Raw genomic sequence first — 25,934 nt, 5'->3', positions numbered from 1 at the left:
TGTTTGCCTATGCACCCGGTCGTCACATTGCTGTGCGGAATGGCAGCCCTGTCGATCATCGCCTTGTTGATTGTCGCCGCGCCGGATTCGCAAACATCTGGTGTCTCGGTGGCAACTGATCGGGAATTGTCAGAAGCCGCGCAACCTGAACCATTTGTCATCGAAAACCGCGCAGTCCGTCTGGTCAGCCCCAAACGCTTTGCGTCTCCACTGGCGACAGATCTTGAAAATCTGGAGCGCGTTGCCCCGAGAGAACCCTTCACGCGACCGCATGAGCGCAAGGAACGGGTCAAGGTCGTCCTGTTGTCGCGGCCGCGCAGTCTGGCAGCCGGCCTGATTTCGGTGAAGGGTCGCAAGGTGCGGTTCCGTGATGTCGAGCCAACGGATGTCGAGCGGCAATGTGCAACTGAGGGCGGTGACGTCTGGCCTTGTGGCATGGTGGCGCTGACCCACCAGCGTATGCTGTTGCGCAGTCGCTCCGTCTCCTGTGAGCACGACGGTGCCGACTGGCAAGGCGTGCTCGTCACGACGTGCAACATTGGCGATATCGATATCGGCGCTTGGCTGGCCAAACACGGTTGGGCCGAGGTTACGCCTGGAACGTCGCTTGAGGAATTGGCAGACGAGGCCAGAACAGCGCGACGTGGGCTCTACGGTAGCGATCCCCGATAGGCATGCGCCATCGGGCCACCTTGAACGGGTGAAATTGAGTGCCTACTCTATTCCCACTGCCTGATGCATGACGAGGATATTGCGAAATGAAAGAACAGATCACCCATCACGATGCGCTGATCTTTGTTATGGTAATGGCGTCTGCCGTCGATAATGCCATGGCCGAGCGTGAGCTTGAGCGCATTGGTCAACTGGTCGAGTCGCTGCCGGTCTTTGCCAGTTTCGACAAGCAGGACCTGATTTCGGCCTCCAGGCGTTGCGCAGAAATTCTGTCCGGGACCGAAGGTCTTGAGATCGCGCTTGAGACCATTCGCGACGCCCTGCCCAAGCGCCTGCGGGACACGGCCTATGCGCTTGCCGTGGACGTCATGGCCATCGATGCGGCGATCTTGCCTGAAGAAATCCGCCTGTTGCAGATGCTGCGCGACCGTCTGGAGCTCGACAAACTGACCTGTGCAGCCATCGAACGCAGCGCGATTGCCCGCTACCGCAGATCCTGACCTGCTGTCGCGTCGGCGCGCTCTCCATACAGCCCATAAGGGAAGTAGCGCAGATAGATGTCCTGCAAGCGACCCTTGCGCGATAGCGTCGAAAGAGCGCTGTCGATTGCCTGCCGCAAGGTAGCGTCGTCGTCGCGGACCATAACGGTCAGTCCTTCGCCCAGAAACCGCTCGGAGAAATAGGGGGCGCCAAACAGTTCGCAGCAGGATTCTGAGGACTTGCTGTTGACCCAGAACGACAATTGCTGAGCATCGGCAAATGCCGCGCCAATCTCGCCTTTGCGCAGGCCATCGAGAAGACTGCCCCGGTTCTCGTACAAGCTGGCTTTCATGCGCGGGAAAAAGGAAGACAGCATTGCTTGATGCGCTGTGCCCTCGACCACGCCGACCGTCTGGCCGTTCAACGCCCTGATATCTTCGCCCTTTCCCTTGGTCGCCTTGTTGCGCACAAACCGCGCCGGCAGCATCATATACGGGCGCGAAAAATCGAACTTGCGTCTGAGTGCCTCGGTGACGGAGATGCCGGCGATCACGGCTTCTCCCTGACCGGATTCCAGCGCCTCTTCCAGGTCCGAAAAGGCGAGTGCCTGGATCTGGCACTTGGCCTCAATGTTCAGTTCAGCACAGATTTCCCGAATAAGATCGACGTGAAATCCAGACAATCGTCCGGTCTGGTCCGCAAAGTTGAAGGGTGGAAAGTCCGTTGAAGTCAGGACCCGAAATCGCACCAGATTAGACAGATCCGGCCTCGGTAGCCGTTCCCGGCTATCGAAAAGCATGGGCATCGGCGCTGTGTCGATCTGGGCTGCCATCGCGGCATGTGTAGCCGCGCCGGGCGTCAGAAGCGTAGCTATTTGAAACAGCCCCCCTGAAACTAGGGATGTATATTTCAACCGCATCACTATCATCCGTTGTGGGGAAATCGGGGACGTCATCTGCCTGGATGACGGTTATCAGAATAGTGCGTTCAGGGGAATATGCTGATCATACGGCAGGTCCTGGAAAGACGCGGCACGGCAGCGATGTCCGTGGTCGCGATGCGCTGGGGGATTCCCTTGAGCCTGTCTACGATCCGTTTGGCGAACAGCATGTATTCAGACGCATCGGTATAGGCAAGCCGACGATTGCCAAGGCGGCCGAACTCGCACGGCGTCGCGGCACGACGATCGAGCAGGAATTGCTATGTGAATTAGGCATTCAGGAAGCGGCCTATTACGAGGCCTTGGCGCGCGATGCCGGCCTTGCCTATGTCGATGCCGTTTCGCCTTCCAATGTCTCCGACATCCGTGGTCTCGATACCCAGTTGATCACGCCGCAATATCTGCGCGTCTTTCATCCCCAGGCTTCGACTGTGACGGCGATTGTGCCGGAAGCACGCAAGATGGACCATCTGATCGGTCGCTTGAGAGAATTGCCCCAACTCGCCGATCTGCTCGTTGTCACCCGTCCCTCCAGCTTGCGCCGTGCGGTCTGGCAGGCAGGTGAGAAGAGACGAGTGGCCGCTGCCGTCTCACACCTGTTCGAGGAGCGTCCCAAATTCTCGGCGCGGATTGTCATGAGCGGGGGGCAGGGTTTCTGGCTAGGGTTGTGCTTGAGCGCTATTGTCACCGCCTCCATGCTGGCAAGCAGCATCGTTTTAAATGTGCTGCATTCCACCTTCTCGCTGCTCTACTTTTCGGCCCTTTGTCTGCGTATTGCGTCGCTTGGCCACGCCATGCGCCAGGTCGGCGCGGCACCGACAAGCGCTGAAGAAGTGTTGCCGACCTATACCGTGATGGTTGCCCTTTACCGCGAAGCGGCCGTTGCCCCGCAGCTGCTGAGGGCACTGGACCGGCTCGACTGGCCGAAGTCGCGGCTGGATATAAAACTGCTTTGCGAGGCGGATGACCTAGAAACCATTGAGGCCCTGAAGGCCCTCAAACCTGGCCGGCAGTATGAGATCGTCGAGGTGCCCGATTTCGGACCGCGCACAAAGCCGAAGGCCTTGAGCTACGCATTGTGCGCCGCGCGCGGTCGCTATATTGTTGTCTATGATGCCGAGGATAGGCCGCATCGCGGCCAATTGAAGGAAGCCCATGCGCGCTTTACTGCGCTGCCTGAGGATCTGGCATGTCTGCAAGCGCCATTGATCATCACAAATGGCAATCGCTGCTTCTTAAGCGCGCTGTTTGCCTTGGAATATGCAGCGCAGTTTCGTGGTCTTCTCCCCTTTCTAGCGCGTCTCCGCATGCCCATCCCCCTGGGCGGGACGTCGAATCATTTCCGCACGGATATTCTGCGCCGCATCGGCGGCTGGGATCCCTTCAATGTGACCGAGGATGCGGACCTCGGCATGCGCCTGCACCGTCTTGGCTACCGTACCGGTGTGCTCAGACATCACACGCTTGAGGATGCGCCGGTAGACCTGTCGGTTTGGATGCGCCAACGTACCCGTTGGTTCAAGGGATGGCTGCAGACATGGCTGGTTGTCACGCGGGACAATCGGGAAGCAAGGGCGGAGATGGGCTGGAAGGGCTTTGTCGTATTTCAGTTGCTGTTCGGTGGTGTGATCGTATCCGCATTGCTCCATCCGGCTCTCGTCGTCGCACTGATCCAATCTTGCATGTTCATGCTTGAAACGCCGAAGCCGCCGATCAGCGCGCTTCAGATTATTCTGATCGTTGTCGATCTTCTCAACGTCATGGGATCTTATGCGGTGTTCATCGCACTCGGTGTCTCACCCATGATGCCGCAGGAAAAACAACGAATCGGCATGCGATGGATTGGTGTCCCGGTCTACTGGATGATGATCACCATCGCTGCCTGGCGCGCCGTGTTTGAACTCAGGCGCAATCCGTTCTTCTGGCACAAGACACCCCATTCGCCGGCAGCACAGGAACAAGTGCGTCGCCAGAGATGGTGGAGCCGGAGATGGAAGCCAAGACTTTGGAGCGGGTGAAGGGAATCGAACCCTCGTATTCAGCTTGGGAAGCTGCTGCTCTACCATTGAGCTACACCCGCGATGAGACTTCATTACCAGCAAGCGACGGCAGCCAGCAAGCGCAAAAACGAAGGCTCAGCCTGCGCGGAAATGCTTGGAGAGCTTCAGGCCCTGCGCCTGATAGTTCGACCCGAGCCCGGTGCCATAAAGCCCTTCCGGCTTTTCCTGCATGTCCTCATAAACCAGCCGGCCGATAATCTGGCCATGCTCGAGAATGAAGGGGACTTCGTGGCTGCGCACTTCCAGTACAGCACGGCTTCCGGCACCGCCGGCGCCCGCATGTCCAAAGCCCGGGTCGAAGAAGCCGGCATAGTGCACGCGGAACTCACCCACCAGCGGGTCGTATGGCGTCATTTCAGCAGCATAAAGGGGAGGCACATGCACAGCCTCGTTGGAAACGAGAATATAGAACTCGTCCGGATCGAGGATCAGTTCGCGGCTGCCGCGGTTATAGATCGGTTCCCAGAAGTCGAGAATGTCGTGGGCGGCTTTCCGGTCAACATCTATCACAGAAGTGTGGTGCTTGCCCCGATAGCCGATCAGACCGTCAGGGCTGGAGCCGGTCAGGTCGATCGAAAGCGCAATGCCACCGCCGGAGACATTGGGCACATCACTGGCAACAAGCGTTTCAGCGGAATGCAGGTCCAGCAATTGCGCTTCTGACAGCAAGGCGTGCCCGACACGAAAGCGGATCTGCGACAGGCGTGAGCCGCGTCGAACGATGATCGGGAATGTCCGCGGCGAAATCTCCAGATAGAGCGGCCCTTTATAGCCGGCCGGCACCTTGTCGAACTCCTGGGCCCGGTCGACCATGACGCGGGTAAAGATGTCCAGGCGACCAGTGGAACTCTTGGGGTTCGCCGACGCCGAAATATCCTCTGGAAGCTCAAGGCTTTCCATCAGCGGAACGATGTAGACGCAGCCGGTTTCCAGCACCGCTCCGTTCTCAAGGTCGATCTCGTGAAGGGTCAGCCGCTCAAGCTTCTCGGCAACGGTGCAGCCGGGGCCCGGCATGAAACTGGCGCGCACGCGGATAGCTTTCGAGCCAAGGCGCAGATCGAGGCTGGCTGGCTGTATCTGGTCGCTGTCGAGTGTGTCCTGGCTTTTCAGCTGACCTTCAGCGAAGAGCGCCTTGATGGCGCGGTCGGCCAGAATGCCTGATTTCCTAGTCATGTCGTCGTTCCTGTTTGGCGAGACAAAATCAAAAGCGGAGAATTGACGCAAGTCACCAACCGGCGTATTAGGCCCTTATCCCGTGGTGATTTGGCCGGTCGGCTTGCAGCCACGTTAAACAAATGGCTAAAAAGACCGGGTATGAAACCGGTCTGCTTTTGCGACCGGTTTTTTTTGTTTGAAAGGCACGTGGCATGAGCAAGAAATGGCGCCCGGCAACGCAACTTGTCCATGGAGGAACACTCCGCTCGCAATACGGTGAGGTATCGGAAGCAATCTTCCTGACCCAGGGCTTCGTCTACGACAATTCCGCCGCCGCAGAGGCGCGCTTCAAGGGCGAGGACGACGGTTTTATCTACGCCCGTTACGGCAGCCCGACCAATGATATGTTTGAAAAGCGCATGTGCATGCTGGAAGGTGCCGAAGATGCGCGCGCCACGGCATCGGGCATGGCCGCAATCACGGCTGCGATCATGTGTCAGCTGAAAACGGGCGACCACATCGTTGCTGCTCGCGCCCTGTTCGGTTCGTGCCGCTGGGTGGTCGAGACGCTCGCCCCTCGCTATGGCATCGACTGCACACTGGTCGATGGTCGCGATCTCGCAAAATGGGAAGAGGCGATCCGCCCCAATACAAAGGTCTTCTTCCTCGAAAGCCCGACCAATCCGACACTGGAAGTGGTTGATATTGCAGCCGTGGCAAGACTGGCCGATCAGGCAGGCGCGACACTGGTTGTCGACAATGTCTTTGCAACTCCGCTGTTCCAGAAGCCTTTGGAACTGGGTGCACATGTCGTCGTCTACTCCGCAACCAAGCATATCGATGGTCAGGGTCGTTGTCTGGGAGGCGTCGTTCTGTCCAACAAGGAATGGATCGACGAAAACCTGCATGACTATTTCCGTCATAGCGGTCCCGCCATGTCTCCGTTCAATGCATGGACATTGCTGAAGGGCATTGAGACGCTGCCTCTGCGGGTAAAGCAGCAGACGGAGAATGCGGCAAGGATCGCCGACCTGCTCGCCGACAGCGGCAAGGTGGCCCGTGTCATTTATCCGGGACGCGCCGATCATCCTCAGGCCAGCATCATTGCAAAGCAGATGACGGGCGGATCGACGCTCGTTGCCTTCGAAATGAAGGGCGGCAAGGATGCGGCCTTCGCCTTGCAGGACGCATTGGACGTGGTGACCATCTCCAACAATCTTGGCGATGCCAAGAGCCTGATCACCCATCCGGCAACCACCACGCACAAGAACCTCAGTGACGAAGCGCGTGCGGAGCTGGGCATAACCGATGGCACCGTCCGGTTGTCCTGCGGTATCGAGGATGGCGACGATCTGCTCGAGGACTTCGCCCGGGCATTGGATGTCGTGAAGGCCTGACCTCTGTCACGCTACCGATAATTGTCGCGTGGATGCCCAGAAATAATCTGTAACAAAGGCTGTGGAGCGTGCATGCGCCACAGCCTTTTATTGACGTTAACGTCAGGCTGTAGAATATGGTTAACGAACTGATTGGAGGTTTGGCGAATGTATCGAGCCCTGACGAGGGACATAGAGGTGAGTGTCGAGCCGTATTATCTGGAGGAGCAATCCGATCCGGGTGACGACCGCTATGTCTGGGGCTATCGTGTCGTCATATCAAACCATTCCGACAAGCCGGTGAGACTGATCAACCGTTACTGGAATATCACCGATCAAAACGGGCAGGTGGACGAGGTTCGCGGCCCGGGGGTCGTCGGTGAACAGCCCCAGCTCGATCCTGGAGCATCCTACGAATACCAGTCGGGATGCCCGCTGGATACGCCATCAGGCATGATGTTCGGTCATTATCAGATGCAGACAGAGGACGGCGAACGTTTCAATGTCGCCATCCCCGCATTTTCGCTCGATAGCCCGGGTCTGGCCCGCGTCCTGAACTAACCGACGTGGCTGTCGAAGCTCAGGCGTTTTCCAGCTCATCGGGCTCGTAGCGATAGGTGGTCGAGCAGAACTCGCAGGTCACCGCAATCCTGCCCTCTTCCTGGCTTGCCTCGATATCTTCGGGTGTAAAGCCCTGGAGTACGCCCTTGATTTTCTCGCGTGAACAGCTGCAACGGTCGTGAACTTCCTGCGGCGGGAAAACCCTCACGCCACGCTCGTGGAACAGACGGAATAGCAGTCTCTCGACGCCGATCAGCGGATCGGTCAACTCGTCGGCATCGACGGTCTCGACCAGCATGCGTGCTTCCGACCATGCATCATCATCAGCAAGATCCAGATCGCGGTCATCGCCGTCTCCACCGTGAAGGTCGGGCTGGCGCATCCGCTCCGGTGCATCGGGTAAAAATTGCACGATGACGCCTCCCGCACGCCAGGCATGGCGAGGGTTTCCGTCCTCGTCCCGGTCATATAGCTCAGCGGCGCCCAGTCGCACACGCGTCGGGATCTGTTCCGACTGGCGGAAATAGACGCCGGCAATGTCTTCCAGCGTTGATCCGTCGAGCGGGACGATGCCCTGGTAAGGGGTCATGTAGTTGCCCTGGTCGATGGTAAAGGCAAGAACGCCGGCACCGAGCAGCTGTTCAGGTGAGCCTTCGCCTTTGGCAACAGCCGCAGCCACGGCGTCGGCATCGAAGCGCGCATAGGCACGAACATTTTCGGGCGTGGAGAAATCCGCAACCAGAAGATCGACTGGACCGTCGCTCTTGGTCTGCACCGTGAACTTGCCCTGAAATTTGAGCGACGTGCCGATGAGAACGGTCAGAACCATCATTTCCGCGAGCAGCCGTGCGACTGCCGGCGGATAATCATGCCGGTCGAGAATGGTGTTTAACAGTGGGCCGAGTTGAACCGCGCGCCCGCGCACGTCGAGCCCTTCGATTTGAAACGGAACAACCCGGTCATCGCCGGCGAAACCGAATTCGCCGAGCTCTGTGGATGTGTCAGACATTGTGGCAGCTCCTTCGCGCAAGCGCGCTTGAGATGGCGGGGCCTTCGCCCCCAGTTACCGCACAAATGGTCAGAATACTGCAAAAGGTCAAGTATCGAGGGGAGGCGGGGCCTCCCCTTTTTCAGGATATCAGAATGCGCCGAGGCACCAGGCAAGGATGGACTTCTGTGCATGCAGGCGATTTTCCGCCTCGTCAAAGACGACCGACTGCGGTCCGTCAATCACGTCGTCTGTCACCTCTTCGCCGCGGTGGGCGGGCAGGCAATGCATGAACAGCGCATCCTTTTGCGCACGCGCCATCAAGGCCTTGTTGACCTGATACGGCTGGAACACGTTGTGGCCACGCGCCTTGTGTTCCAGGTTCATCGAAACCCAGGTATCGGTGATCACGGCATCAACATCCGCAACAGCCCTCTCTGCATCATGGGTCAGCATGATCTCGCCACCATTGTCGCGCGCCCAGTTGAGGATCTTGTCATCGGGTTCTGAGCCCATCGGCACGGCCATGTTCATGCGGTAGCCAAACCGGGCAGAGCCTTCCACGAGCGAATGCAGCACATTATTGCCGTCACCGGTCCATGCGAGCGTTTTGCCAGAGATTGGCCCGCGATGCTCCTCGAAGGTCATGATGTCGGCCATGATCTGGCAAGGATGGGTCATATCCGTCAGGGCGTTGATCACCGGCACTGTGGCATGCTCGGCCATTTCCAGCAGGCGCGAATGGTCGGTGGTGCGGATCATGATGGCGTCGACATAACGCGACAGCACCTTGGCTGTATCGCCAATGGTTTCGGCGCGACCGAGCTGCATTTCGGTGCCGGACAGGAACAGTGTCTCCCCACCGAGTTGGCGCATGCCCACATCGAAGGACACGCGGGTGCGGGTGGACGGTTTCTCGAAAATCATCGCCAGCATCTTGCCGGCTAGAGGCTTGTCGTCCGTGCCGGCCTTGGTCGCGCTTTTGCGCGCCATGGCGTCGTCAAGGATGGAGCGCAGTTCGCTGGCCGAAACGGCCGAGAGATCGAGAAAATGCTTTGGAGATGCCATTCTATCTTACCTGTCAGCCGTGAAGGCTTGTCTTGTGATCCTGTGTGTGGAGTGTTTCGGCAGCCTGTTCCAGGCGAGCCAATCCTTCGCGTGCTTCTTCGGCCGTCGTCGTCAACGGTGGCAGCAGCCGGATGACGTTTTCGCCGGCTGGAACGCCGAGCAGATGCGCCGAGCGCATCGCATGCAAAAGATCAGCGGAAGGCACGCGTGCCTTGACGCCCAGCATCAAGCCTTCGCCGCGCACTTCCTCGATCACATCGGGGAAGCGATCCTTCAGCGCGGCAAGTCCCTGGCGGAACACGAGGGCAACGTCCCGGACATGCTGAAGAAAATCATCTTCCAGAATAACGTCCAGGACAGCGTTGCCGACCGCCATGCCCATTGGATTGCCGCCATAAGTGGATCCGTGTGTGCCGGCCGTCATTCCGGAAGCGGCCTCTTCGGTTGCAAGGCACGCGCCGAGCGGGAACCCGCCGCCAATACCCTTGGCAACCGCCATGATGTCTGGCGTGATGCCCGCCCATTCATGGGCAAACAGCTTGCCGGTACGGCCAACACCGCACTGCACTTCATCAAGCATCAGCAAAAGGCCGTGCTCATCGCAAAGTGCGCGCAATTCCCGCAGGAAGGCGTTGGACGCGAGGCGAATACCGCCTTCGCCCTGCAACGGTTCAAGCAGGATGCCAGCCGTCTCCTCGGTGATCGCAGCCTTCACAGCTTCGATGTCGCCGAACGCAACCTGATCGAAGCCGGGAGCCTTGGGGCCGAAGCCTTCCAGATACTTTTCCTGACCACCAGCCGCAATCGTCGCGATCGTCCGGCCGTGAAACGCGCCCTCAAAGGTAATGATGTGGAAGCGTTCTGGGTTGCCCTTGGCAAAATGGTAACGACGCGCGGTCTTGATCGCGCATTCCAGAGCTTCTGCGCCGGAATTGGTAAAGAACACGCGGTCGGCAAATGTTGCAGCCGTCAGACGCTCGGCAAGCTTTTCCTGGCCCGGAATGTCGTAGAGATTGGAAAGGTGCCAAACCTTGTCCGCCTGCTCTTTTAAGGCGCTCACCAGATGAGGATGCGCATGGCCGAGTGAGTTCACCGCGACGCCGGCGGCAAAGTCGAGATAGCGCTCGCCGTCTTCGGTGATCAGCCAGACACCCTCGCCGCGTTCGAAGCGCAACGGAGCGCGATTATAGGTCTGATAGAGCGGGGAGGCCTCGGCCATTGCGCTTGACTCCTTCGACAGGCACGGAAGATACGGGTTTCGCTGATTGGCGGGTGTTACGAAGTCTAAAAATCAAAAATGCCGCCTTGCGGCGGCTCGCGCACTATCTTCATTTCGGACCCCCATGTCAATAAATCACCGCAATTGCGGGACTTTTTAGCACGGTGCCGTCGCAGCCACGCTTTAGTAGGCGATAGTGGTATTTTAGCCTGTGGACAGCAAGTTGGGGAAAACTATGAAATCGATTCGCGATGATTCCGGCGACTCTTGTCACGGAGTCAGGCTCACACTAGGTTAATGATCAATTACTAGACTGCATGCGGCGGAACTAGTCACCGACAATATCGAGGCATATTTTTTGTTTCGGAGTCTTCCGAGGCAGCGGTGAAGGATTCGGCCTCGGAATGCGCTACAGGCGGAGATATTTGGCATGAATTGGACTGATGAGCGCGTTGAAAGGCTGACGAAGTTGTGGGCCGAAGGTCTCAGCGCAAGCCAGATCGCGGCACAACTAGGCGGCGTCAGTCGAAACGCTGTCATTGGCAAGGTACACCGACTTTGTTTGCCCGGTCGCGCCAAGGCTGGCGGCTCCTCGTCTGCCTCTCGCGCGCCAAAGCGTCCGGCGCCAACGACAGCGCGGCCGCAAAGCTTTCAGCCACGTGTAGCCACGCGCTCGGCCGCCCGTCCTGCCGGCACAACCGTGTCACAGGATGAAATCGATGCTGGTGGCGAAGAGGAGCGTGCAGTCGTTCCGGTGCCATCCAATGTCGTGGTGCCGATTTCGCGTCGTCTTGCCCTCACGGAACTCACCGATCGCACCTGCAAATGGCCGATTGGCGATCCGATGACTGATGAGTTTCATTTCTGCGGCTGCGAGGCATCGGATAACGCACCTTACTGCACCTACCACTCGAAACTGGCTTATCAGCCAGTCAATGACCGCAGGCGCTCATCCGCGCAAAAGCAATCGCTTCCCAGCCGATAAAGATCATGAGATGAGGCCCCGCAAGGGGCCTTTTTTATGTAGTAAGTAAAAAGCCCACCGCCTGGCTGGGCAATGGGCTGAAACAGCGGTAGCAACCGCCAGCATGGGTCGGTAACCTGTCAGGCCTCCATGGAATATCCAGCGCCGCGCACGGTGCGGATCACGTCCTGCATGTTGGAAAAATTAAGCGCCTTGCGTAGCCGGCCGACATGCACGTCCACGGTACGCTCGTCCACATAGATGTCATGCCCCCACACACCGTCCAGAAGCTGTGAACGCGAATAGACACGCCCGGGCGATGCCATCAGGAATTCCAGCAGACGAAACTCGGTCGGTCCAAGTCGAACTTCACGGCTCTTGCGGTGAACACGATGCGTTTCGCGGTCGAGTTCGATGTCGCCGCAACGCAGAACGCTGGACAGCACTTCTGGCCGCGCCCTACGCAGCATGGCTTTTACCCGTGCCATCAGTTCCGGTGTGGAGAAGGGCTTGACCACGTAGTCGTCTGCACCTGTCGCCAATCCGCGTATGCGTTCGCTTTCCTCGCCGCGTGCCGTCAACATGATGATCGGCAGCCGTTCTGTTTCCGGGCGAACCCGAAGGCGGCGGCAAAGTTCGATCCCCGACACGCCGGGCAACATCCAGTCAAGGATCAGGAGATCAGGAACCCGTTCCTGCATGCGTATTTCGGCCTCGTCGCCCCGAAGGATCGTCTCGACTTCATAGCCCTCAGATTCCAGATTGTAACGCAGGAGGACGCTCAGCGCCTCCTCGTCTTCAACCACAGCTATTTTCGGCGCCATCTAGTGTCTCACTTCAAGTGCTTATTCCGCGACCGCACTGACATCGGTCGTCGTATCGTCCTTGGGACGGTCACCTTCCGGCTGCGTACCGGTGGTCATGTAATAGATGGTCTCTGCGATATTGGTCGCGTGGTCACCCACTCGCTCGATATTCTTGGCGCAGAACAGCAGATGCGTGCAGGTCGTGATATTGCGCGGATCTTCCATCATGTAGGTCAAAAGCTCGCGAAACAGCGAGGTGTAGATGGCGTCGATCTCTTCGTCGCGGTCACGGATGATCTTGGCCTTTTCCGCAGAACGGGTGGTGTAGACATCCAGAACATCGGTCAGCTGTTCGAGTGCGAGTTCGGAGAGATGTTCCAGTCCGCGCGCCAGCTTGCGGGGAACGCCGGTGCCCTGAACGGCCATCACGCGCTTTGCATTGTTCTTGCCCATGTCACCAACGCGTTCCAGATCGCTGGCGATTCGCAGCGCACCGATGATTTCGCGCAGGTCGGCTGCGACCGGCTGGCGACGAGCTATGGTGATGATGGCCTTGTCACCGATTTCGCGCTCGGCATTGTCCATCACCACGTCGTCAGAAATCACCTTCTGGGCAAGGGCGGCGTCGGAATTGACCAATGCGCGGACCGAGTCACCGACCATCTGTTCGGCAAGGCCCCCCATCTCGGAGATGCGCCGGATCAGATATTTAAGGTCTTCATCGAAAGCGGATAGAATATGGGTCGATGGCATTTGAGGTATCCTCGAAATTGGCTTCAGCGCGGATGAAACGGGATATCAGCCGAAGCGGCCCATGATGTAATCCTGCGTGCGCTGATCATCCGGATTGGTGAACATCTTGTCTGTGTCGTTTTCTTCAACGAGTACGCCAAGATGGAACATGGCGGTGCGCTGCGAGACACGCGCGGCCTGCTGCATCGAGTGCGTCACGATCACGATCGTGTAATTGGCGCGCAGCTCGTGGATGAGTTCTTCAACCTTGGCCGTCGCAATCGGATCGAGCGCCGAACAGGGTTCATCCATCAGAATGACTTCCGGGCTGACCGCTACTGCGCGCGCGATGCACAGGCGCTGTTGCTGACCACCGGAAAGGCCGGTGCCTGGCTCCTGAAGGCGATCCTTCACTTCGTTCCAGAGGCCGGCCTTCTGCAGGCTTGTCTCGACGATCTGGTCCAGGTCGGCCTTGCCCTTGGCGAGCCCGTGGATGCGCGGACCATAAGAGATGTTTTCATAGATCGACTTCGGAAAGGGGTTCGGCTTCTGGAACACCATGCCCACACGGGCGCGCAGTTCCACCACGTCGATCGAAGGATCGTAGATATCCAGCTCGTCGAGTGTGATCTTGCCGGACACGCGGCAATTTTCGATCGTGTCATTCATGCGGTTCAAGCAGCGCAGAAAGGTCGACTTTCCGCAGCCGGACGGGCCGATCAGGGCAGTCACCGTATTTTCGCGAACATTCAGGTTCACGTCGAAAAGCGCACGTTTCTCGCCGTAGTAAACCGACACATCCTTGCCGATCATCTTGTAGGTTTTATCGTTCATTTTCTGATCGACCGCCTTTTCCAAAGCTGTTTCCGACATCATGTTCATTGTTCTATTCCTTCTACCAGCGACGTTCAAAGCGCCGCCGTAGCAGAATGGCACCGACATTCATGACAAGCAGGAACAGGAGCAGAATGATGATAGCTCCGGACGTCCGCTCGACAAAGGCGCGTTCAGCTTCGTTGGCCCACATGTAGATCTGTACGGGGAGCGCTGTTGCAGGCTCCATGGGAGAGGTTGGATAATCTGCCACGAACGCCACCATGCCGATCAGCAGAAGCGGAGCGGTTTCACCGAGTGCCTGGGCAAGGCCGATGATCGTGCCGGTCAAGATGCCGGGCGCGGCAAGTGGCAGCACATGGTGGAAAACCATCTGCATTTTCGAGGCCCCAAGCCCCAGTGCTGCGGCACGGATCGATGGTGGGACAGCCTTCAGCGCGGCGCGTGTCGCGATGATGATGGTCGGCAGTGTCATCAGGGTCAGCACCAGGCCGCCGACCAGCGAGGCCGAGCGTGGCAGGCCCATGAAATTGATGAAGACCGCAAGACCGAGCAGACCGAAGACGATGGAGGGCACAGCCGCCAGATTGTTGATATTCACTTCAATCAGGTCGGTGAACTTGTTCTTCGGTGCGAATTCTTCAAGGTAGATCGAAGCCGCCACGCCGATAGGCAGAGCCAGAACCAGTACGATCACCATCATGTAGAATGATCCGATCAGGGCCACACCCATGCCGGCAGCCTCGGGGCGGCTCGATGCGCCGTTGACGAAAATGCCGGTGTTGAATTTCGACGTCAGCGCGCCGGAACTCTTGAGCTGATCCATCCAGCCAAGCTGCTGGTCGGAGACCTTGCGGCTGCTCTCATCGACACTGAGATCGATCTGGCCCTTATAGGCGGAGTCGATATCTGCAGCGGCGAGGAAAGTCACATCGACTGTTTTCCCGATTAACGACGGATCGGCCATCACCATGTCGCGCAATTGTACGCGGGAGCTGTCGGAGATCATCTGGCCGGCAGCGCGCACCGCACTCTTGTCGTCGGGATTGATCCCCACTGCCTTGACCAGTGCATCGCGCGCGAGCGCTGGATAATTGGCCATCAACAGCACGCGTGGATTGCTTGCGGCCTGGTTGCGTGGGTCCAGGACCTTCTGGCTGAACTCGACCGGAAGCGTGATCGAGGTTTGCGCAAAGGCAGTATATCCGTTTGATATGACTGTGTAGAGCAGGGCAAACAGGCACAGCACACCAATGGCAATCGCCAGCACACCGTAGAGACGGAACCGGCGTTCGGCAGCATAGCGGCGCTTCAAGCCGATATCGCGGCCCCCGGCACGCGCAACCGCATTGGGAAGGGCCGTTGCGGAAGAGGTGATATCGGTCATTCGTACTGCTCCCGGTATTTGCGCACGATATAAAGCGCATAGATGTTCAGGCAGAGTGTCATCACAAACAGGGTGATGCCGAGTGCGAAGGCCACCAGCGTCTGTGGCGAATTGAACTCGAGGTCGCCGGTCAACTGGTTGACGATCTTGACGGTCACCGTCGTCATCGGCTCGAACGGATCGAATTGCATGCGGGCGGCAACACCGGCGGCCAGAACAACGATCATGGTTTCGCCAATGGCACGCGATGCGGTCAAGAGCAGAGCGCCGACCACGCCGGGCAGAGCTGCCGGCATGATCACCTTGCGCATGGTCTCAGACCGCGTGGCACCAAGGCCAAGCGAACCGTCCCGCAGAGAACGCGGAACCGCGGTGATAATGTCATCCGACAGCGACGAGACGAAGGGAATGAGCATGATGCCCATGACCAGGCCTGCGGTCAGAACGCTCTGGCTTTCGATGAAGTTGGAATAATTGCCTGTTACAAGCCCGTTCAGCTCGGTCGAAAGATCGCGCAGAAACGGGCCAACGGTCGCAAGGGCAAAGAAACCGTAGACGATGGTCGGAATGCCGGCCAACAGCTCCAGGAGCGGCTTGGCAATCGAGCGCACATGGCGACTGGCATATTCAGCCATATAGATCGCAGCGAAGAGGCCGACGGGAACCGCAAACAGCATGGCCACAAGCGCAATATAGAGCGTACCAGCCAGAAGCGGGATCAGGCCAAACTGGCCCTCGGCTCCACCGGAGCCGGCAGCAGCGAAGCGCGGGTCCCATACGGTGCCGAAAAAGAAGTTGAGAGGCGACACATCGCGGAAGAAGTGAAGGGCCTCGGTCAGCATCGACATCACGATCCCGACAGTGGTCAAAATGGCAATGGAGGACGCAATGACCAGAGCCGCCAGCATGGCGCTCTCGACCCTGTTACGGGCGCGGAAACGCGGCTTGATCATCCGCAATGCGCCAAGTGCCCCGGCAATCGAGACCAGCAATACCACAACGGTCATGGCCAGTCGCGAGGTTGCCGAATAGCTGTTCAATTCCTGGGCGGCCGTGATCATGTAGGGTTCGGGTGCGCCTGCAAGCGGAACACCCTTGGAAGCGAGCAGATCGCGGGCCTGATCGGGGGATTGCTGGAGCTGGGCAGATTCATCCGAATTGAGAAGCTGCATACCCTCGGCAATCGAGCGGATCATGCCATAGCTCAAGCCACGATTGGCTTCGGGTTGTGCCTTTACCTCTGCGGGAAAGGAGCCGCGCACCGCATTTTCAATGATCACAGGGCTTGCGGTCAACCAGATGGCAAGAACCAGCAATGCCGGGATCATCGCAGCGATAGCAGCAAAAGAGCCGTAATATCCGTAGCGGGAGTGAAGTTTCGAAGGCGTACCGCCGGCGAGAGCTGTTGCTCTCGAACGCCCCACGACATAAGAAACGATCCCTATAACAATAAGGACTAGAAGTATCAGCGAGGTGCTCATCGAACTCTCCGGCAAAATTACAGTCTGCGCCTGCCCTTGAGGGCCGGATGGCTTACCCCATCCTGGAGACGGTCATGTCGGCGCACCATGATGGCGCGCCGACACTCAATTGGCTGAATTACATACCAGCAACGGTGTCCTGAAGCGCAGCGCGCTCAGCATCGGGAGCAGGAACCAGACCGTAGGCAGCGAGCGGGCCGTCTGGGCCGATCATCTGCTCGGAGGTGAAGAACTCAACATATTCCTTCAGGCCCGGAATTACGCCGAGGTGAGCCTTCTTGACGTAGAACTGCAGCGGACGCGAAACCGGATATTCGCCGGTAGAGATGGTCTCAACCGAAGGGACAACGCCGCTCATGGTGGCGACCTTCAGCTTGTCAGCATTGTTTTCGTAGAAGGACAGGCCGAACACGCCGAGACCGGTCTTGTTGGCGTCGATGCGAGCGAGTGTCTCGGTGTAGTCGCCGTCGATGTCGACAGCCTTGCCGTCCTTGCGAACTGCAATGCAGGCCTTGCCGGCAGCCTTGTCGTCGCCCAGAGCAGCCTTGATCACGTCAAGAGCGCCTGTTTCTTCGCAGCCCTTTGCCAGAACCTTTTCTTCGAACACTTCGCGGGTGCCGTGCTTTTCGCCAGGGATGTAGGCAGCGATTTCAGCGTCTGGCAGGGAAGAGTTTACTTCCGACCACTTTGTGTAAGGGTTGTCGACCAGCTTGCCGTCAACGACAACCTGAGCAGCGAGAGCCTTGTAAAGGTCAGAAGGCTCGAGAGCGAGGTCGGGCATGGACTTGTCGGCAGCAAAGACGATGCCGTCATAGCCGAACTGGACTTCCTGGATTTCGGTTACGCCAGCCGCCTTACAGGCTTCGACTTCCGAATCCTTGATCTTGCGCGAAGCATTGGCGATATCGATTGTGTCTTCACCAACGCCCTTGCAGAATTCTTTCAGGCCGGCAGAAGAGCCGCCCGATTCAACAACAGGTGTCTTGAAGTCAGGGAAGGTTTCGCCGAAGTTTTCAGCGACGATTTTTGCATACGGCAGAACCGTGGAGGAACCAGCAACCTGGACCTGATCACGTGCAGCAGCGGCGCCAGCAAAGGCGACGGAGGCTACCAGCGCTGCGACGGAAAGTTTCAGAACGTTCATAATATTCTCCCGTGAATGGGCTTGTGTGTGGATGCGACCTAGCACGGCGCTCACTAACACCGCGGTTCGACAGGGACTTAGTACCCCTCGTTCCGCCACCCTTTTATGTCACTTTCGTGAAACATTTGTGACATGTTAAGCAGCTGAAAAATATGAACATAATATCTGTTTTGGTGCCAAGTATTGCAGTTGTATGTCAAAATCGCACGGTAAACTCGGCACCCTTGCCCTCTTCGGATTTCACAACCAGCCTTGCGCGATGGCGGGTGAGGATATGTTTGACGATGGCAAGGCCAAGACCTGTCCCTTTTTTAGAGCGGCTGTCGGTCACGCTGACCCTGTAGAAACGCTCCGTCAGACGCGGCAAATGCTCTGCCGGAATACCCGGACCGTGGTCGACAATGCTCACCTCGACAGGCTGGCCGTCCTCGTTGCGGACATAGACATCGACCGTTTCGCCATCCTGGCCGTATTTGCAGGCATTCTCGATCAGGTTCTCGAACACCTGCACCAACTCGTCGCGGTCGCCCGTTACCTCCACTTTGCTCTGCGGCATGTGAAGGCGGATCTCGACGCCCAGATCGGAGGCAAGCGGGGCAAGCGAATCGCGCACATGACCAAGCATGGGCACGAGATCGACGGTCTCATCCGGGGCGATATGTGCCTTGAGCTCAAGACGCGATAGCGACAGGAGGTCGTCGACAAGCCGGCTCATCCGGTTGGCCTGTTCCAGCATGATGCCAAAGAACCGCTCATGCGCCTTGGCGTCGTTCTTGGCAGGCCCCATCAGTGTTTCCAGGAAGCCTCGAAGCGATGCCAGAGGCGTGCGCAGCTCATGGCTGGCATTGGCAACGAAATCGCTGCGCATACGCTCCAGGCGGCGCAGTTCGGAAATGTCGCGGAAAGACAGAAGATAGAGAGGCGGCTGTGGTGCCTCATCGGCCGGCAGTTCGGCCTGGGCAACCCGCACCACATAAACCCGCTCGGACGGCAAGCGCTCGGAATGCTCGATCTGGTTCGGCTCTCCCGTGGCGATCGTTTCGCGGACCATGTCTAGAATGCCGGGTGATCTGAAACGCGTCGAGATGTGAAGATTGGCGGCAATCATGCCGAATGCCTTTTCGGCGGCCGGGTTCTGGGCTGCAATATTGCCGTCTGCGCGCAGGATAAGGATCGGCTGGTCCAGCGCTGCGATAAGACTGCGTGCCAATGGTGTAGCGTCGCGTACCGGTTGTTCCGCCGTGCGTTCAAGCCTTTCGGGCACCGTCTCGTTGTGAGATCGCCCGCCCGCCCTGACAAGGGCGACGATCAGGGTCAATGCCCATAGAACCGAGGCAACGAGAGGATCGATTTCGCTGAGCACCGCCGCCACCAGCGCGGCACAAGCCATCAGCAGGAAGGCCCAGGGACTGCGCAGCCTGTCTGCCAGAATGCGCCAGATGGAGGAATGATCGTTCAAGTCTACCTCGCGGAACAATTCGAGCCATGATGTCTTAGACAATGGCTGATAATCCACTTTCATGACAGATGTGCAGGCCCGCTATCCCCGTAAACTAGGCAGGGCGGCACAGCACTGGATATCATCAAATGCTTGAATGGAAACCGGGAATGGTGTGCTCTTCGCCGATATGGTGATATGCCGCCGCCGGATGCGCCACCGACAACAAAAAAGGAAACATCATGGGTGAAGAAAAGAAGGATCGCTCGGTCGAGCTCGTACTCGATGGAGAACATCGGGTCTTCGATATCGATGATCCGAAACTGCCCAAATGGATTGACGATGTCGCTCTCGCCTCGGATGACTATCCCTACGACAAGAAGATGAAGAAGGACGATTACGAGAAGGAGCTGGAAGCCTTGCAGTGTGAACTGGTCAAGGTGCAGATGTGGCAGCAGGCGACCGGTGCGCGCGTCATGGCGATATTCGAGGGCCGCGACGCAGCAGGCAAGGGCGGCACCATCAATGCCACGCGGTCCTATATGAACCCGCGCTATGCCCGCATTGTAGCACTACCCAAGCCGACCGAGACCGAGAGCACCCAATGGTATTTCCAGCGTTATATCGCGCATTTCCCAAGTGCCGGTGAATTCGTGATGTTCGACCGGTCCTGGTATAATCGCGCTGGCGTCGAACCGGTCATGGGCTTTTGTACCGACGAGCAATATGAGCGCTTTTTGCAGGAGGCGCCGGCCTTCGAAAAGATGATCGTCCACGAAGGCATTCACCTGTTCAAGTTCTGGCTCAATATCGGTCGCGAAATGCAGATCGAGCGTTTTCACGACCGACGGCACGATCCGTTGAGGGTGTGGAAACTGTCGCCGATGGATATCGCCTCACTCACCAAGTGGGATGATTACACGGAAAAGCGCGACCGCATGTTCAAGGAGACTCATACCGACCACGCACCCTGGACGGTGGTAAAGTCGAACGACAAACGCCGCGCACGCCTCAATGTCATTCGCCATATCCTGAAGAACCTGGATTATGACGGTAAGGACAACAAGGTCATCGGCGACTACGACGACAAGGTGATCAGTCGCGGTCCCCGGCAGTAGTCGAGTGCCGGTCGGGCGCGGTGGAGTTCATCTCGCCCGACAGTGCGCGTATCTTCAATTGCCCGGCAAAATACGGATCGAATAGAGATCGACCCCTTTGCCCCCTCCGATGAGATCTGAATTGATCAGAAGCTGGCCGGCACTTGCGGGCGCTATGGCTCGGTCGAAGGATACTTTCAAAAGGATATCCATCTGATCCGGATTGACGGTGAAACGGTGGCGCGCGCAACGGCCCATCCGCCCGAAGTCGCATTCCACCGCAATTGTTTCCGGCTTTTCTCCGGCAGCGCGCATGGTGAGTGCGATTGTCGATGTCTTGCCCGCCATTTCCCTGAGGATATTCACCGGTACGGGAATGGAGACATTGCCAGCGGTGCCAGGATCGCTGGACACCAGATGAACGGCATTGCCGTCGCCTGTTTCCACCAGATCGATCTTGGCGCGTGCATCCGCCGTCGCCGCCGACATCTGGTCCGCATTGAAAATCTCGATCCAGTCATCTGAAAAGCCCTGTTGTGGGCCCGGTGCGCCCGGATTGCTTTCTCCAGAGTAATCCTCTTCCTGGACGGTGGGCGGCGGATTTGGCACGCTGGTATCGCGCTCCGCAGCGCTCTTGAACACGTCAGCGCTATAGAGCCACCATGCTCCGATACCGACTGCAGCAAACAGCGTGGCGAAGACGAACATGCGGGAGAATATTCTTGACCGCCCTTTTGGCTGGCGAACGGCACGCTCGGGCGGCACATCTAGGCGCGCTGCCTTCGGGCGACGGGCATGGCTTGCCTCGTTGAGCGGCGGCGGTGCCTCGCCAAGACGCGTGTCTCGTTCGGCGCGCAGGTCGGAGAAGTCGCCATCGGCGGCATTTTGGGCAGGCTGGTGGCGGATCGGCTCTATTGTGGGGTCCTGGCGCGGCGGGGCGGGGGTGCGCGGCGCCTCCGGCTGGGCCGCAGCAAAGGCAGGCTCTTGTCGCGCAGCCGTCGACGACGCGGCCGGAGCCGATGGCGCTTGCGCAGGAGCCACCGGTGTTTGAGCAGGGGGCGCTGCAACGGTGGAGGCCTCGAGGTCGAGCCGCACTCGCTCTTCCTGCTCCACCGTATGGATCACGGCCTCGAGCTTGTGGCGCTGTTCATCGATGACCTGCTCGTCGGTGATGTTTTGCTTGCGCAAACCGGCTTCCAGAGCTTGCCGCGCTGACTGGTAGATGCGCGCACGCATTTCCGCGCTTGCGCGATCGGAGCGCTCCAATGCGGTTCTGATGGCCGTTTCCAATCCGCTCACGTTAGTCAAACTCCTGCTGGGCGCATCCGCACAGGCGGCCACGCGACACTTCGAATTCGGTAGCCTCTGGATAGCTGATCCGCAAGCCTTGCGCCGTTTCTGCAGCAATAAACCCGGCAATTTTGCGATGCATGGTCCATCACCCCTCATATTTTCCGTAAATGCGCCACTGTTTCAGGGGGGAGGGGCGAAATTGAAAGGCATGGCTTCGCGTCAAAACGTCTTCCACCGAGGGTGATGATCTGCTAGCAATTGACGTTATCGTAAACGTAAGAATTTCGGGAGGAGACCCATGTCGCTGCCATCCGTGCTGAAGGACAAGTTAAGGCTGCCCGTGGTGGCATCGCCCCTGTTCATCATTTCCCATCCAGAACTGACACTTGCCCAGTGCAAGGCCGGTGTGGTCGGAGCCTTTCCGGCACTCAATGCCCGTCCAGAAAGCCAGCTTGATGAATGGCTCGCCATGATCACCGAGGATCTGGCCGCCCACGATGCAGCCAACCCCGACAGGCCTGCAGCGCCCTTTGCCGTGAACCAGATCGTCCACACCTCTAACAAGCGTCTCGAACACGACTTGATGATGTGTGTGAAATACAAGGTCCCGATTGTCATCTCCTCGCTCGGTGCCGTGCCGGAGGTGAATGCCGCCGTCCACTCCTATGGCGGCATCGTGCTCCACGACGTGATCAATAACCGCCATGCCAATTCGGCCATCCGCAAGGGCGCCGATGGCCTCATCGCCGTGGCAACCGGGGCAGGCGGCCATGCTGGAACGCTCTCACCCTTTGCGCTGGTTCAGGAAATCCGTGAGTGGTTCGATGGCCCGCTGCTCTTGGCCGGCGCCATTGCCACCGGCGATGCAGTTCTCGCGGCGCAGGCCATGGGTGCCGACATGGCCTATATCGGGACGCCCTTTATAGCGACCGATGAAGCCCGCGCAGCCGATGCCTACAAGCAGGCTATCGTCGATGCCCATGCCACAGATATCGTCTACTCCAACTACTTCACCGGCATTCATGGCAATTATCTGAAGGGTTCGATTGCCGCTTCCGGCATGGATCCCGACAATCTGCCGGTGGCCGATCCCTCCAAGATGGATTTCGACAAGGCGACAACGGGTGCCAAGGCCTGGAAGGACATCTGGGGTGCAGGTCAGGGCGTCGGTGCGGTCAACGCAGTGGAGCCGGTCTCTGCCCTGGTCGACCGGCTGGAGGCCCAATACAACGCGGCCAGGTCCAGGCTTTCTCTTTAAGCCGCAATGGGGGGCGGCTGCACGGTCTGTCGAAAAACCAAAGCCACCCCGAATTCCCGGCTTGAATTTCCGGCGCGATCCCTGTATCAGCGCCTCACCAACGCGAACCGGTCACCGGTTTGCCGATGCCGCTTTAGCTCAGGTGGTAGAGCACATCATTCGTAATGATGGGGTCGCAGGTTCGAGTCCTGCAAGCGGCACCACTTCTTCCATTGTCCATACCGAAGACATAGGTAACATCGCGTACCTGAGACATGGGTGACAACCTCGTGCCGAACATGCGCCGAGATAAATCCATGCAGATGCAGTCACGCATTCCGCGCGCTGCATTCCGCCGGTGTTTCGCCTCACCCCACCTTGACGAAATGTCCGTCATCCACTTCCCGATACCTGGCTCTCGGCGGCACATATCCGATCGGGCGAATGGGGCTCTTCAGGTCGTCGATCGCCGCGTTGCGCTTCAGGTTGCGTCGGGCGGGATCGGGGACCGGCACTGCAGCGATGAGTTTGCGCGTGTAGTCGTGCTGCGGATTGCCGAAGATGGCGGCGCGCGGGCCGATCTCCACGATTTCGCCGAGATACATGACGGCCACCCGGTGGCTGACCCGTTCCACCACCGCCATGTCATGACTGATAAACAGGAACGCAATCTTGAATTCTTCCTGCAGGTCCATCAGCAGATTGCAAACCTGGGCCTTGATGGAAACATCAAGTGCAGACACGCTTTCATCGGCAATGATCACCTTCGGATCGAGTGACAGGGTGCGGGCAATGGCGATGCGCTGACGCTGACCACCGGAAAACTCGTGCGGATAGCGGTTCATCATCGAGGCAGACAGGCCCACGCGGTTCAAAAGATCGGCGGTCTTTTCCCGCGCGTCTGCCTGCGATCCAAGCTTGTGCTTGAGAAAGGGTTCGGCGATCGCCTGCCCCACTGTCATGCGCGGGTTGAGACTGGAATAGGGATCCTGAAACACCATCTGCACGCTTTTGCGCATGGCGCGGATATCAGGCCCAGAAAGAGCGCGCACATCATAGCCGTTGAGCTGGATTTCGCCGCCGACCGGCTCCACCAGCCGGGCGATGGAGCGACCGGTCGTCGATTTTCCGCAGCCGGATTCACCCACGAGCGATAGTGTCTCCCCCTGGAACACGTCGAAGGACACATCTTCCACCGCGTGCACGGCGCCGGTCTTGCGGTTGAACAGACCGCCACGGATGTCGAAGCGGGTCACAAGGTTCTTCACCGACAGGATCGGCGTCTTGCCCCGCCCCACGGTATTTTCCATCGGTTGCGGCGGCGTGGTCACACCGCTTTGCATGTCGATCACGGGAAAGCGCAGCGGCAGAGCTTGTCCATCCATCGAGCCAAGTTTCGGCACAGAAGCGAGCAGCGCCCTCGTGTAGACATGGTGTCCGTTGGCGAAGATCTCCGATGTCGGACCTTCTTCCACCAGATCTCCGCGCAGCATTACCACGGTGCGGTCGGCGATCTCGGCCACCACGCCCATGTCGTGGGTTATGAAGAGCACTGCCATGCCTTCTTCCTGCTGCAACTCCTTGATCAGATCGAGGATCTGTCCCTGAATGGTGACGTCCAGAGCGGTGGTCGGTTCGTCGGCGATCAAAAGCTTTGGTCTGGAGGCAAGCGCCATGGCAATCATCACGCGCTGACGCATGCCGCCGGAAAACTGGTGCGGATATTCGTCAAAGCGTGTACCGGCGTTTGGAATGCGAACCTTTTCCAGAAGGCGCACCGTCTCGGCGCGGGCCTCGGTGCGCGACAGCCCCTTGTGCCGCGTCAGCACCTCCGAGATTTGCCGACCAATGGTGAAGATCGGATTGAGGCTCGTCATCGGCTCTTGAAAGATCATGGCGATCTCGTTGCCGCGCACCGCCTGCATGTCTTTTTCCGAAAGCGCTGTCAGGTCGCGCCCGTTCAATATCACGCGACCGTCTATGCGGCTCGACTCCGCGGCCAGCAATCGCAGGATCGACAGCGAGGTCACGCTTTTGCCCGACCCGCTCTCTCCCACAATAGCCACGGTTTCTCCCGGCATCACCCTGAAGGAGATGTCGCGAACGACCGTGCGCCATTCGCCGTCGACTTTGAAGGACGTGGTCAATCCCTCAACGGAGAGAACGGGTTCGGCTGAAGGTGTATCCTGCATGGCGGTCACTTTGCTTGTCGCGGGCATCTCCGGGGAGCGGCCAGCCTGTCGTCAGGTTGTTTAAGGGGGGTGGCGAAGGATGCCGATGCGATGCCCTCGGCAATCCGCTTCGCTTCGAGTTCGGCAATTTTCGTGTCGATTTCCCGACGGTCGATCATGCCATGCGGGTTGAGCCGCGTCGGCATGGTGTCGGCGATATAGACGAAGCGCTCCTGCGCGACCGCATAGAGCCTGCGCAGTTCGACGAGCGGTTCGGCATGGTCGTCGACCCTGAGATCGAGCCAGGGATAGTCCTGATCACGATGGATCTTGAGCGCGGCCGACTGGCGCCCGCGTCTGTCGCCACCCTCCGCCTCGCCGGCGTCCATTGCCATCAGCAGACGCTCGGCGAAAGGAAGCTCGGCATTCGCCTGGTATGCATCAAGCGTTGCCTCAATCACCTGCGGTCCCACCAGCATATTGCCTGCAACGGAGACGTCCTGAGACACAATATGTCCTGCCCAGTCCATGCAGAGTTCACCCGTAAAGGCATGATTATGGCCCTGTGCATCGATCAGGTGCAGTTGTCTTTGTGCGGAGCCATCGTCACGAGAGGTCAGGCGACAGAGGATTTCGGTGAGTTGGTAGCCGCGGTCGAGCAATTCCAACCCGTCAATGCCGTAGGTCGGATTGATGAATGCCTGAGTGGCGATTGCGCCAATCCCGCCGCGAATATGGGACACGACAGCGCCGGCCGCAAAGAAACGGCTGGCGACAGCGATACCCAGATAACCGCTTGCAGGATCTCGTGCGACAATCGACCAGGTCATG

General features: G+C 58.6%; 24 protein-coding genes, 2 tRNA genes and 1 riboswitch. Of the genes, 9 read left to right on the top strand and 17 right to left on the bottom strand.

Going from position 1 to position 25,934, the window contains the following annotated elements; translation table 11 throughout:
• Positions 1-9 precede the first annotated feature (9 nt).
• Together ACWPM9_RS18185 and ACWPM9_RS18180 are read left to right on the top strand one after the other, a co-directional pair.
• Positions 10-672, top strand: a complete 663-nt coding sequence (locus ACWPM9_RS18185) for a thermonuclease family protein (protein WP_484756050.1) — start codon at positions 10-12, stop codon at positions 670-672.
• A gap of 86 nt (positions 673-758) precedes the next feature.
• On the top strand, positions 759-1,172 hold the full coding sequence (locus ACWPM9_RS18180) for a tellurite resistance TerB family protein (protein ID WP_484756049.1): 414 nt from the start codon (positions 759-761) through the stop codon (positions 1,170-1,172).
• On the opposite strand, the gene ACWPM9_RS18175 is transcribed toward ACWPM9_RS18180, so the two are convergent.
• The gene (locus ACWPM9_RS18175) at positions 1,157-2,074 is read right to left on the bottom strand and encodes a transporter substrate-binding domain-containing protein (RefSeq protein ID WP_484756048.1); all 918 of its coding nucleotides are present in this window, start codon (positions 2,072-2,074) and stop codon (positions 1,157-1,159) included. The genes ACWPM9_RS18180 and ACWPM9_RS18175 overlap by 16 nt on opposite strands.
• Positions 2,075-2,115: 41 nt before the next feature.
• Between ACWPM9_RS18175 and ACWPM9_RS18170 the strand changes: the two genes are divergently transcribed.
• Positions 2,116-4,110 carry a glycosyltransferase family 2 protein gene (locus ACWPM9_RS18170; protein WP_484756047.1) on the top strand — a complete coding sequence of 665 codons (1,995 nt, stop codon included), beginning with the start codon at positions 2,116-2,118 and terminating at the stop codon, positions 4,108-4,110.
• Here ACWPM9_RS18170 and ACWPM9_RS18165 read toward each other — a convergent pair.
• Both ACWPM9_RS18165 and ACWPM9_RS18160 read right to left on the bottom strand, forming a co-directional pair.
• Positions 4,099-4,172, bottom strand: a tRNA-Gly gene (locus ACWPM9_RS18165). The two genes, ACWPM9_RS18170 and ACWPM9_RS18165, sit on opposite strands and share 12 nt — an antisense overlap.
• Positions 4,173-4,227: 55 nt before the next feature.
• Positions 4,228-5,325, bottom strand: coding sequence for a 2'-deoxycytidine 5'-triphosphate deaminase (locus tag ACWPM9_RS18160; RefSeq protein ID WP_484756046.1), 1,098 nt, complete (start codon positions 5,323-5,325; stop codon positions 4,228-4,230).
• Positions 5,326-5,397: 72 nt separating this feature from the next.
• Positions 5,398-5,476: riboswitch (SAM riboswitch) on the top strand.
• Between the two features lie 43 nt (positions 5,477-5,519).
• On the opposite strand from ACWPM9_RS18160, the gene ACWPM9_RS18155 reads away from it, so the two are divergent.
• On the top strand, positions 5,520-6,704 hold the full coding sequence (locus ACWPM9_RS18155) for an O-succinylhomoserine sulfhydrylase (protein ID WP_484756045.1): 1,185 nt from the start codon (positions 5,520-5,522) through the stop codon (positions 6,702-6,704).
• A gap of 147 nt (positions 6,705-6,851) precedes the next feature.
• A complete protein-coding gene (gene apaG / locus ACWPM9_RS18150; RefSeq protein ID WP_428186041.1) occupies positions 6,852-7,244 on the top strand; it encodes a Co2+/Mg2+ efflux protein ApaG in 393 nt (130 codons plus the stop codon).
• 19 nt (positions 7,245-7,263) lie between these two features.
• Here the strand turns inward: apaG and ACWPM9_RS18145 are convergent, their stop codons facing one another.
• The 3 genes from ACWPM9_RS18145 to ACWPM9_RS18135 all read right to left on the bottom strand — a co-directional run bounded on the left by ACWPM9_RS18145 (position 7,264) and on the right by ACWPM9_RS18135 (position 10,519).
• Positions 7,264-8,253 carry an Hsp33 family molecular chaperone gene (locus ACWPM9_RS18145; RefSeq protein WP_484756044.1) on the bottom strand — a complete coding sequence of 330 codons (990 nt, stop codon included), beginning with the start codon at positions 8,251-8,253 and terminating at the stop codon, positions 7,264-7,266.
• 129 nt (positions 8,254-8,382) lie between these two features.
• The gene (argF, locus tag ACWPM9_RS18140) at positions 8,383-9,300 is read right to left on the bottom strand and encodes an ornithine carbamoyltransferase (RefSeq protein ID WP_428186039.1); all 918 of its coding nucleotides are present in this window, start codon (positions 9,298-9,300) and stop codon (positions 8,383-8,385) included.
• Positions 9,301-9,313: 13 nt separating this feature from the next.
• Entirely contained in the window at positions 9,314-10,519 is a 1,206-nt protein-coding gene (locus tag ACWPM9_RS18135; protein WP_428186038.1) for an aspartate aminotransferase family protein, read from the bottom strand.
• A 430-nt stretch (positions 10,520-10,949) separates the two neighbouring features.
• Between ACWPM9_RS18135 and ACWPM9_RS18130 the strand changes: the two genes are divergently transcribed.
• A complete protein-coding gene (locus ACWPM9_RS18130; RefSeq protein WP_484756043.1) occupies positions 10,950-11,504 on the top strand; it encodes a GcrA family cell cycle regulator in 555 nt (184 codons plus the stop codon).
• Positions 11,505-11,623: 119 nt separating this feature from the next.
• Here the strand turns inward: ACWPM9_RS18130 and phoB are convergent, their stop codons facing one another.
• The 7 genes from phoB to phoR all read right to left on the bottom strand — a co-directional run bounded on the left by phoB (position 11,624) and on the right by phoR (position 19,368).
• Positions 11,624-12,307: a phosphate regulon transcriptional regulator PhoB gene (phoB, locus tag ACWPM9_RS18125; RefSeq protein ID WP_428186036.1), complete on the bottom strand. Its 684-nt coding sequence runs from the start codon at positions 12,305-12,307 to the stop codon at positions 11,624-11,626.
• A gap of 21 nt (positions 12,308-12,328) precedes the next feature.
• The gene (gene phoU, locus ACWPM9_RS18120) at positions 12,329-13,042 is read right to left on the bottom strand and encodes a phosphate signaling complex protein PhoU (RefSeq protein ID WP_484756042.1); all 714 of its coding nucleotides are present in this window, start codon (positions 13,040-13,042) and stop codon (positions 12,329-12,331) included.
• Between the two features lie 45 nt (positions 13,043-13,087).
• The gene (gene pstB, locus ACWPM9_RS18115; RefSeq protein WP_484756041.1) at positions 13,088-13,903 is read right to left on the bottom strand and encodes a phosphate ABC transporter ATP-binding protein PstB; all 816 of its coding nucleotides are present in this window, start codon (positions 13,901-13,903) and stop codon (positions 13,088-13,090) included.
• Between the two features lie 13 nt (positions 13,904-13,916).
• A complete protein-coding gene (gene pstA, locus ACWPM9_RS18110) occupies positions 13,917-15,242 on the bottom strand; it encodes a phosphate ABC transporter permease PstA (RefSeq protein ID WP_428186033.1) in 1,326 nt (441 codons plus the stop codon).
• Positions 15,239-16,723 carry a phosphate ABC transporter permease subunit PstC gene (pstC, locus tag ACWPM9_RS18105; protein ID WP_428186032.1) on the bottom strand — a complete coding sequence of 495 codons (1,485 nt, stop codon included), beginning with the start codon at positions 16,721-16,723 and terminating at the stop codon, positions 15,239-15,241. The genes pstA and pstC overlap by 4 nt, the downstream gene beginning before the upstream one ends.
• Before the next feature lie 118 nt (positions 16,724-16,841).
• Entirely contained in the window at positions 16,842-17,867 is a 1,026-nt protein-coding gene (locus tag ACWPM9_RS18100) for a substrate-binding domain-containing protein (RefSeq protein ID WP_428186031.1), read from the bottom strand.
• A gap of 196 nt (positions 17,868-18,063) precedes the next feature.
• The gene (gene phoR / locus ACWPM9_RS18095) at positions 18,064-19,368 is read right to left on the bottom strand and encodes a phosphate regulon sensor histidine kinase PhoR (protein ID WP_484756040.1); all 1,305 of its coding nucleotides are present in this window, start codon (positions 19,366-19,368) and stop codon (positions 18,064-18,066) included.
• A gap of 179 nt (positions 19,369-19,547) precedes the next feature.
• On the opposite strand from phoR, the gene ppk2 reads away from it, so the two are divergent.
• Complete coding sequence (gene ppk2 / locus ACWPM9_RS18090; protein ID WP_428186029.1) at positions 19,548-20,423, top strand: polyphosphate kinase 2; 876 nt, start codon at positions 19,548-19,550, stop codon at positions 20,421-20,423.
• Positions 20,424-20,477: 54 nt separating this feature from the next.
• On the opposite strand, the gene ACWPM9_RS18085 is transcribed toward ppk2, so the two are convergent.
• Together ACWPM9_RS18085 and ACWPM9_RS18080 are read right to left on the bottom strand one after the other, a co-directional pair.
• Positions 20,478-21,701: a hypothetical protein gene (locus ACWPM9_RS18085; protein WP_484756039.1), complete on the bottom strand. Its 1,224-nt coding sequence runs from the start codon at positions 21,699-21,701 to the stop codon at positions 20,478-20,480.
• Position 21,702: 1 nt separating this feature from the next.
• Positions 21,703-21,834, bottom strand: coding sequence for a hypothetical protein (locus ACWPM9_RS18080; RefSeq protein ID WP_484756038.1), 132 nt, complete (start codon positions 21,832-21,834; stop codon positions 21,703-21,705).
• Positions 21,835-21,993: 159 nt separating this feature from the next.
• Here ACWPM9_RS18080 and ACWPM9_RS18075 point away from each other — a divergent pair, with 159 nt between their 5' ends.
• Positions 21,994-22,953, top strand: coding sequence for an NAD(P)H-dependent flavin oxidoreductase (locus ACWPM9_RS18075; RefSeq protein WP_484756037.1), 960 nt, complete (start codon positions 21,994-21,996; stop codon positions 22,951-22,953).
• A 127-nt stretch (positions 22,954-23,080) separates the two neighbouring features.
• Positions 23,081-23,156 (top strand) — tRNA-Thr (locus tag ACWPM9_RS18070).
• 144 nt (positions 23,157-23,300) lie between these two features.
• On the opposite strand, the gene ACWPM9_RS18065 is transcribed toward ACWPM9_RS18070, so the two are convergent.
• Together ACWPM9_RS18065 and ACWPM9_RS18060 are read right to left on the bottom strand one after the other, a co-directional pair.
• Positions 23,301-25,151 (bottom strand): ABC transporter ATP-binding protein, encoded by a 1,851-nt coding sequence (locus ACWPM9_RS18065; RefSeq protein ID WP_484756036.1) that lies wholly within the window; start codon positions 25,149-25,151, stop codon positions 23,301-23,303.
• Positions 25,130-25,933 carry a DUF1028 domain-containing protein gene (locus tag ACWPM9_RS18060; RefSeq protein ID WP_484756035.1) on the bottom strand — a complete coding sequence of 268 codons (804 nt, stop codon included), beginning with the start codon at positions 25,931-25,933 and terminating at the stop codon, positions 25,130-25,132. The genes ACWPM9_RS18065 and ACWPM9_RS18060 overlap by 22 nt, the downstream gene beginning before the upstream one ends.
• Between the last annotated feature and the right edge of the window lies 1 nt (position 25,934).

Source organism: Agrobacterium sp. H141, assembly GCF_057158725.1.
The sequence above is the reverse complement of the archived record's forward strand: the minus strand, read 5'-3'. Positions and strand labels throughout refer to the sequence as shown.

Coding starts and splice junctions, on each gene's coding strand:
- ACWPM9_RS18185 (WP_484756050.1), top strand. CDS start 10: ATGCACCCGGTCGTCACATTGCTGTGCGGAATGGCAGCCCTGTCGATC.
- ACWPM9_RS18180 (WP_484756049.1), top strand. CDS start 759: ATGAAAGAACAGATCACCCATCACGATGCGCTGATCTTTGTTATGGTA.
- ACWPM9_RS18170 (WP_484756047.1), top strand. CDS start 2,116: ATGACGGTTATCAGAATAGTGCGTTCAGGGGAATATGCTGATCATACG.
- ACWPM9_RS18160 (WP_484756046.1), bottom strand. CDS start 5,325: ATGACTAGGAAATCAGGCATTCTGGCCGACCGCGCCATCAAGGCGCTC.
- ACWPM9_RS18155 (WP_484756045.1), top strand. CDS start 5,520: ATGAGCAAGAAATGGCGCCCGGCAACGCAACTTGTCCATGGAGGAACA.
- apaG (WP_428186041.1), top strand. CDS start 6,852: ATGTATCGAGCCCTGACGAGGGACATAGAGGTGAGTGTCGAGCCGTAT.
- ACWPM9_RS18145 (WP_484756044.1), bottom strand. CDS start 8,253: ATGTCTGACACATCCACAGAGCTCGGCGAATTCGGTTTCGCCGGCGAT.
- argF (WP_428186039.1), bottom strand. CDS start 9,300: ATGGCATCTCCAAAGCATTTTCTCGATCTCTCGGCCGTTTCGGCCAGC.
- ACWPM9_RS18135 (WP_428186038.1), bottom strand. CDS start 10,519: ATGGCCGAGGCCTCCCCGCTCTATCAGACCTATAATCGCGCTCCGTTG.
- ACWPM9_RS18130 (WP_484756043.1), top strand. CDS start 10,950: ATGAATTGGACTGATGAGCGCGTTGAAAGGCTGACGAAGTTGTGGGCC.
- phoB (WP_428186036.1), bottom strand. CDS start 12,307: ATGGCGCCGAAAATAGCTGTGGTTGAAGACGAGGAGGCGCTGAGCGTC.
- phoU (WP_484756042.1), bottom strand. CDS start 13,042: ATGCCATCGACCCATATTCTATCCGCTTTCGATGAAGACCTTAAATAT.
- pstB (WP_484756041.1), bottom strand. CDS start 13,903: ATGAACATGATGTCGGAAACAGCTTTGGAAAAGGCGGTCGATCAGAAA.
- pstA (WP_428186033.1), bottom strand. CDS start 15,242: ATGACCGATATCACCTCTTCCGCAACGGCCCTTCCCAATGCGGTTGCG.
- pstC (WP_428186032.1), bottom strand. CDS start 16,723: ATGAGCACCTCGCTGATACTTCTAGTCCTTATTGTTATAGGGATCGTT.
- ACWPM9_RS18100 (WP_428186031.1), bottom strand. CDS start 17,867: ATGAACGTTCTGAAACTTTCCGTCGCAGCGCTGGTAGCCTCCGTCGCC.
- ppk2 (WP_428186029.1), top strand. CDS start 19,548: ATGGGTGAAGAAAAGAAGGATCGCTCGGTCGAGCTCGTACTCGATGGA.
- ACWPM9_RS18080 (WP_484756038.1), bottom strand. CDS start 21,834: ATGCATCGCAAAATTGCCGGGTTTATTGCTGCAGAAACGGCGCAAGGC.
- ACWPM9_RS18075 (WP_484756037.1), top strand. CDS start 21,994: ATGTCGCTGCCATCCGTGCTGAAGGACAAGTTAAGGCTGCCCGTGGTG.
- ACWPM9_RS18065 (WP_484756036.1), bottom strand. CDS start 25,151: ATGCCCGCGACAAGCAAAGTGACCGCCATGCAGGATACACCTTCAGCC.
- ACWPM9_RS18060 (WP_484756035.1), bottom strand. CDS start 25,933: ATGACCTGGTCGATTGTCGCACGAGATCCTGCAAGCGGTTATCTGGGT.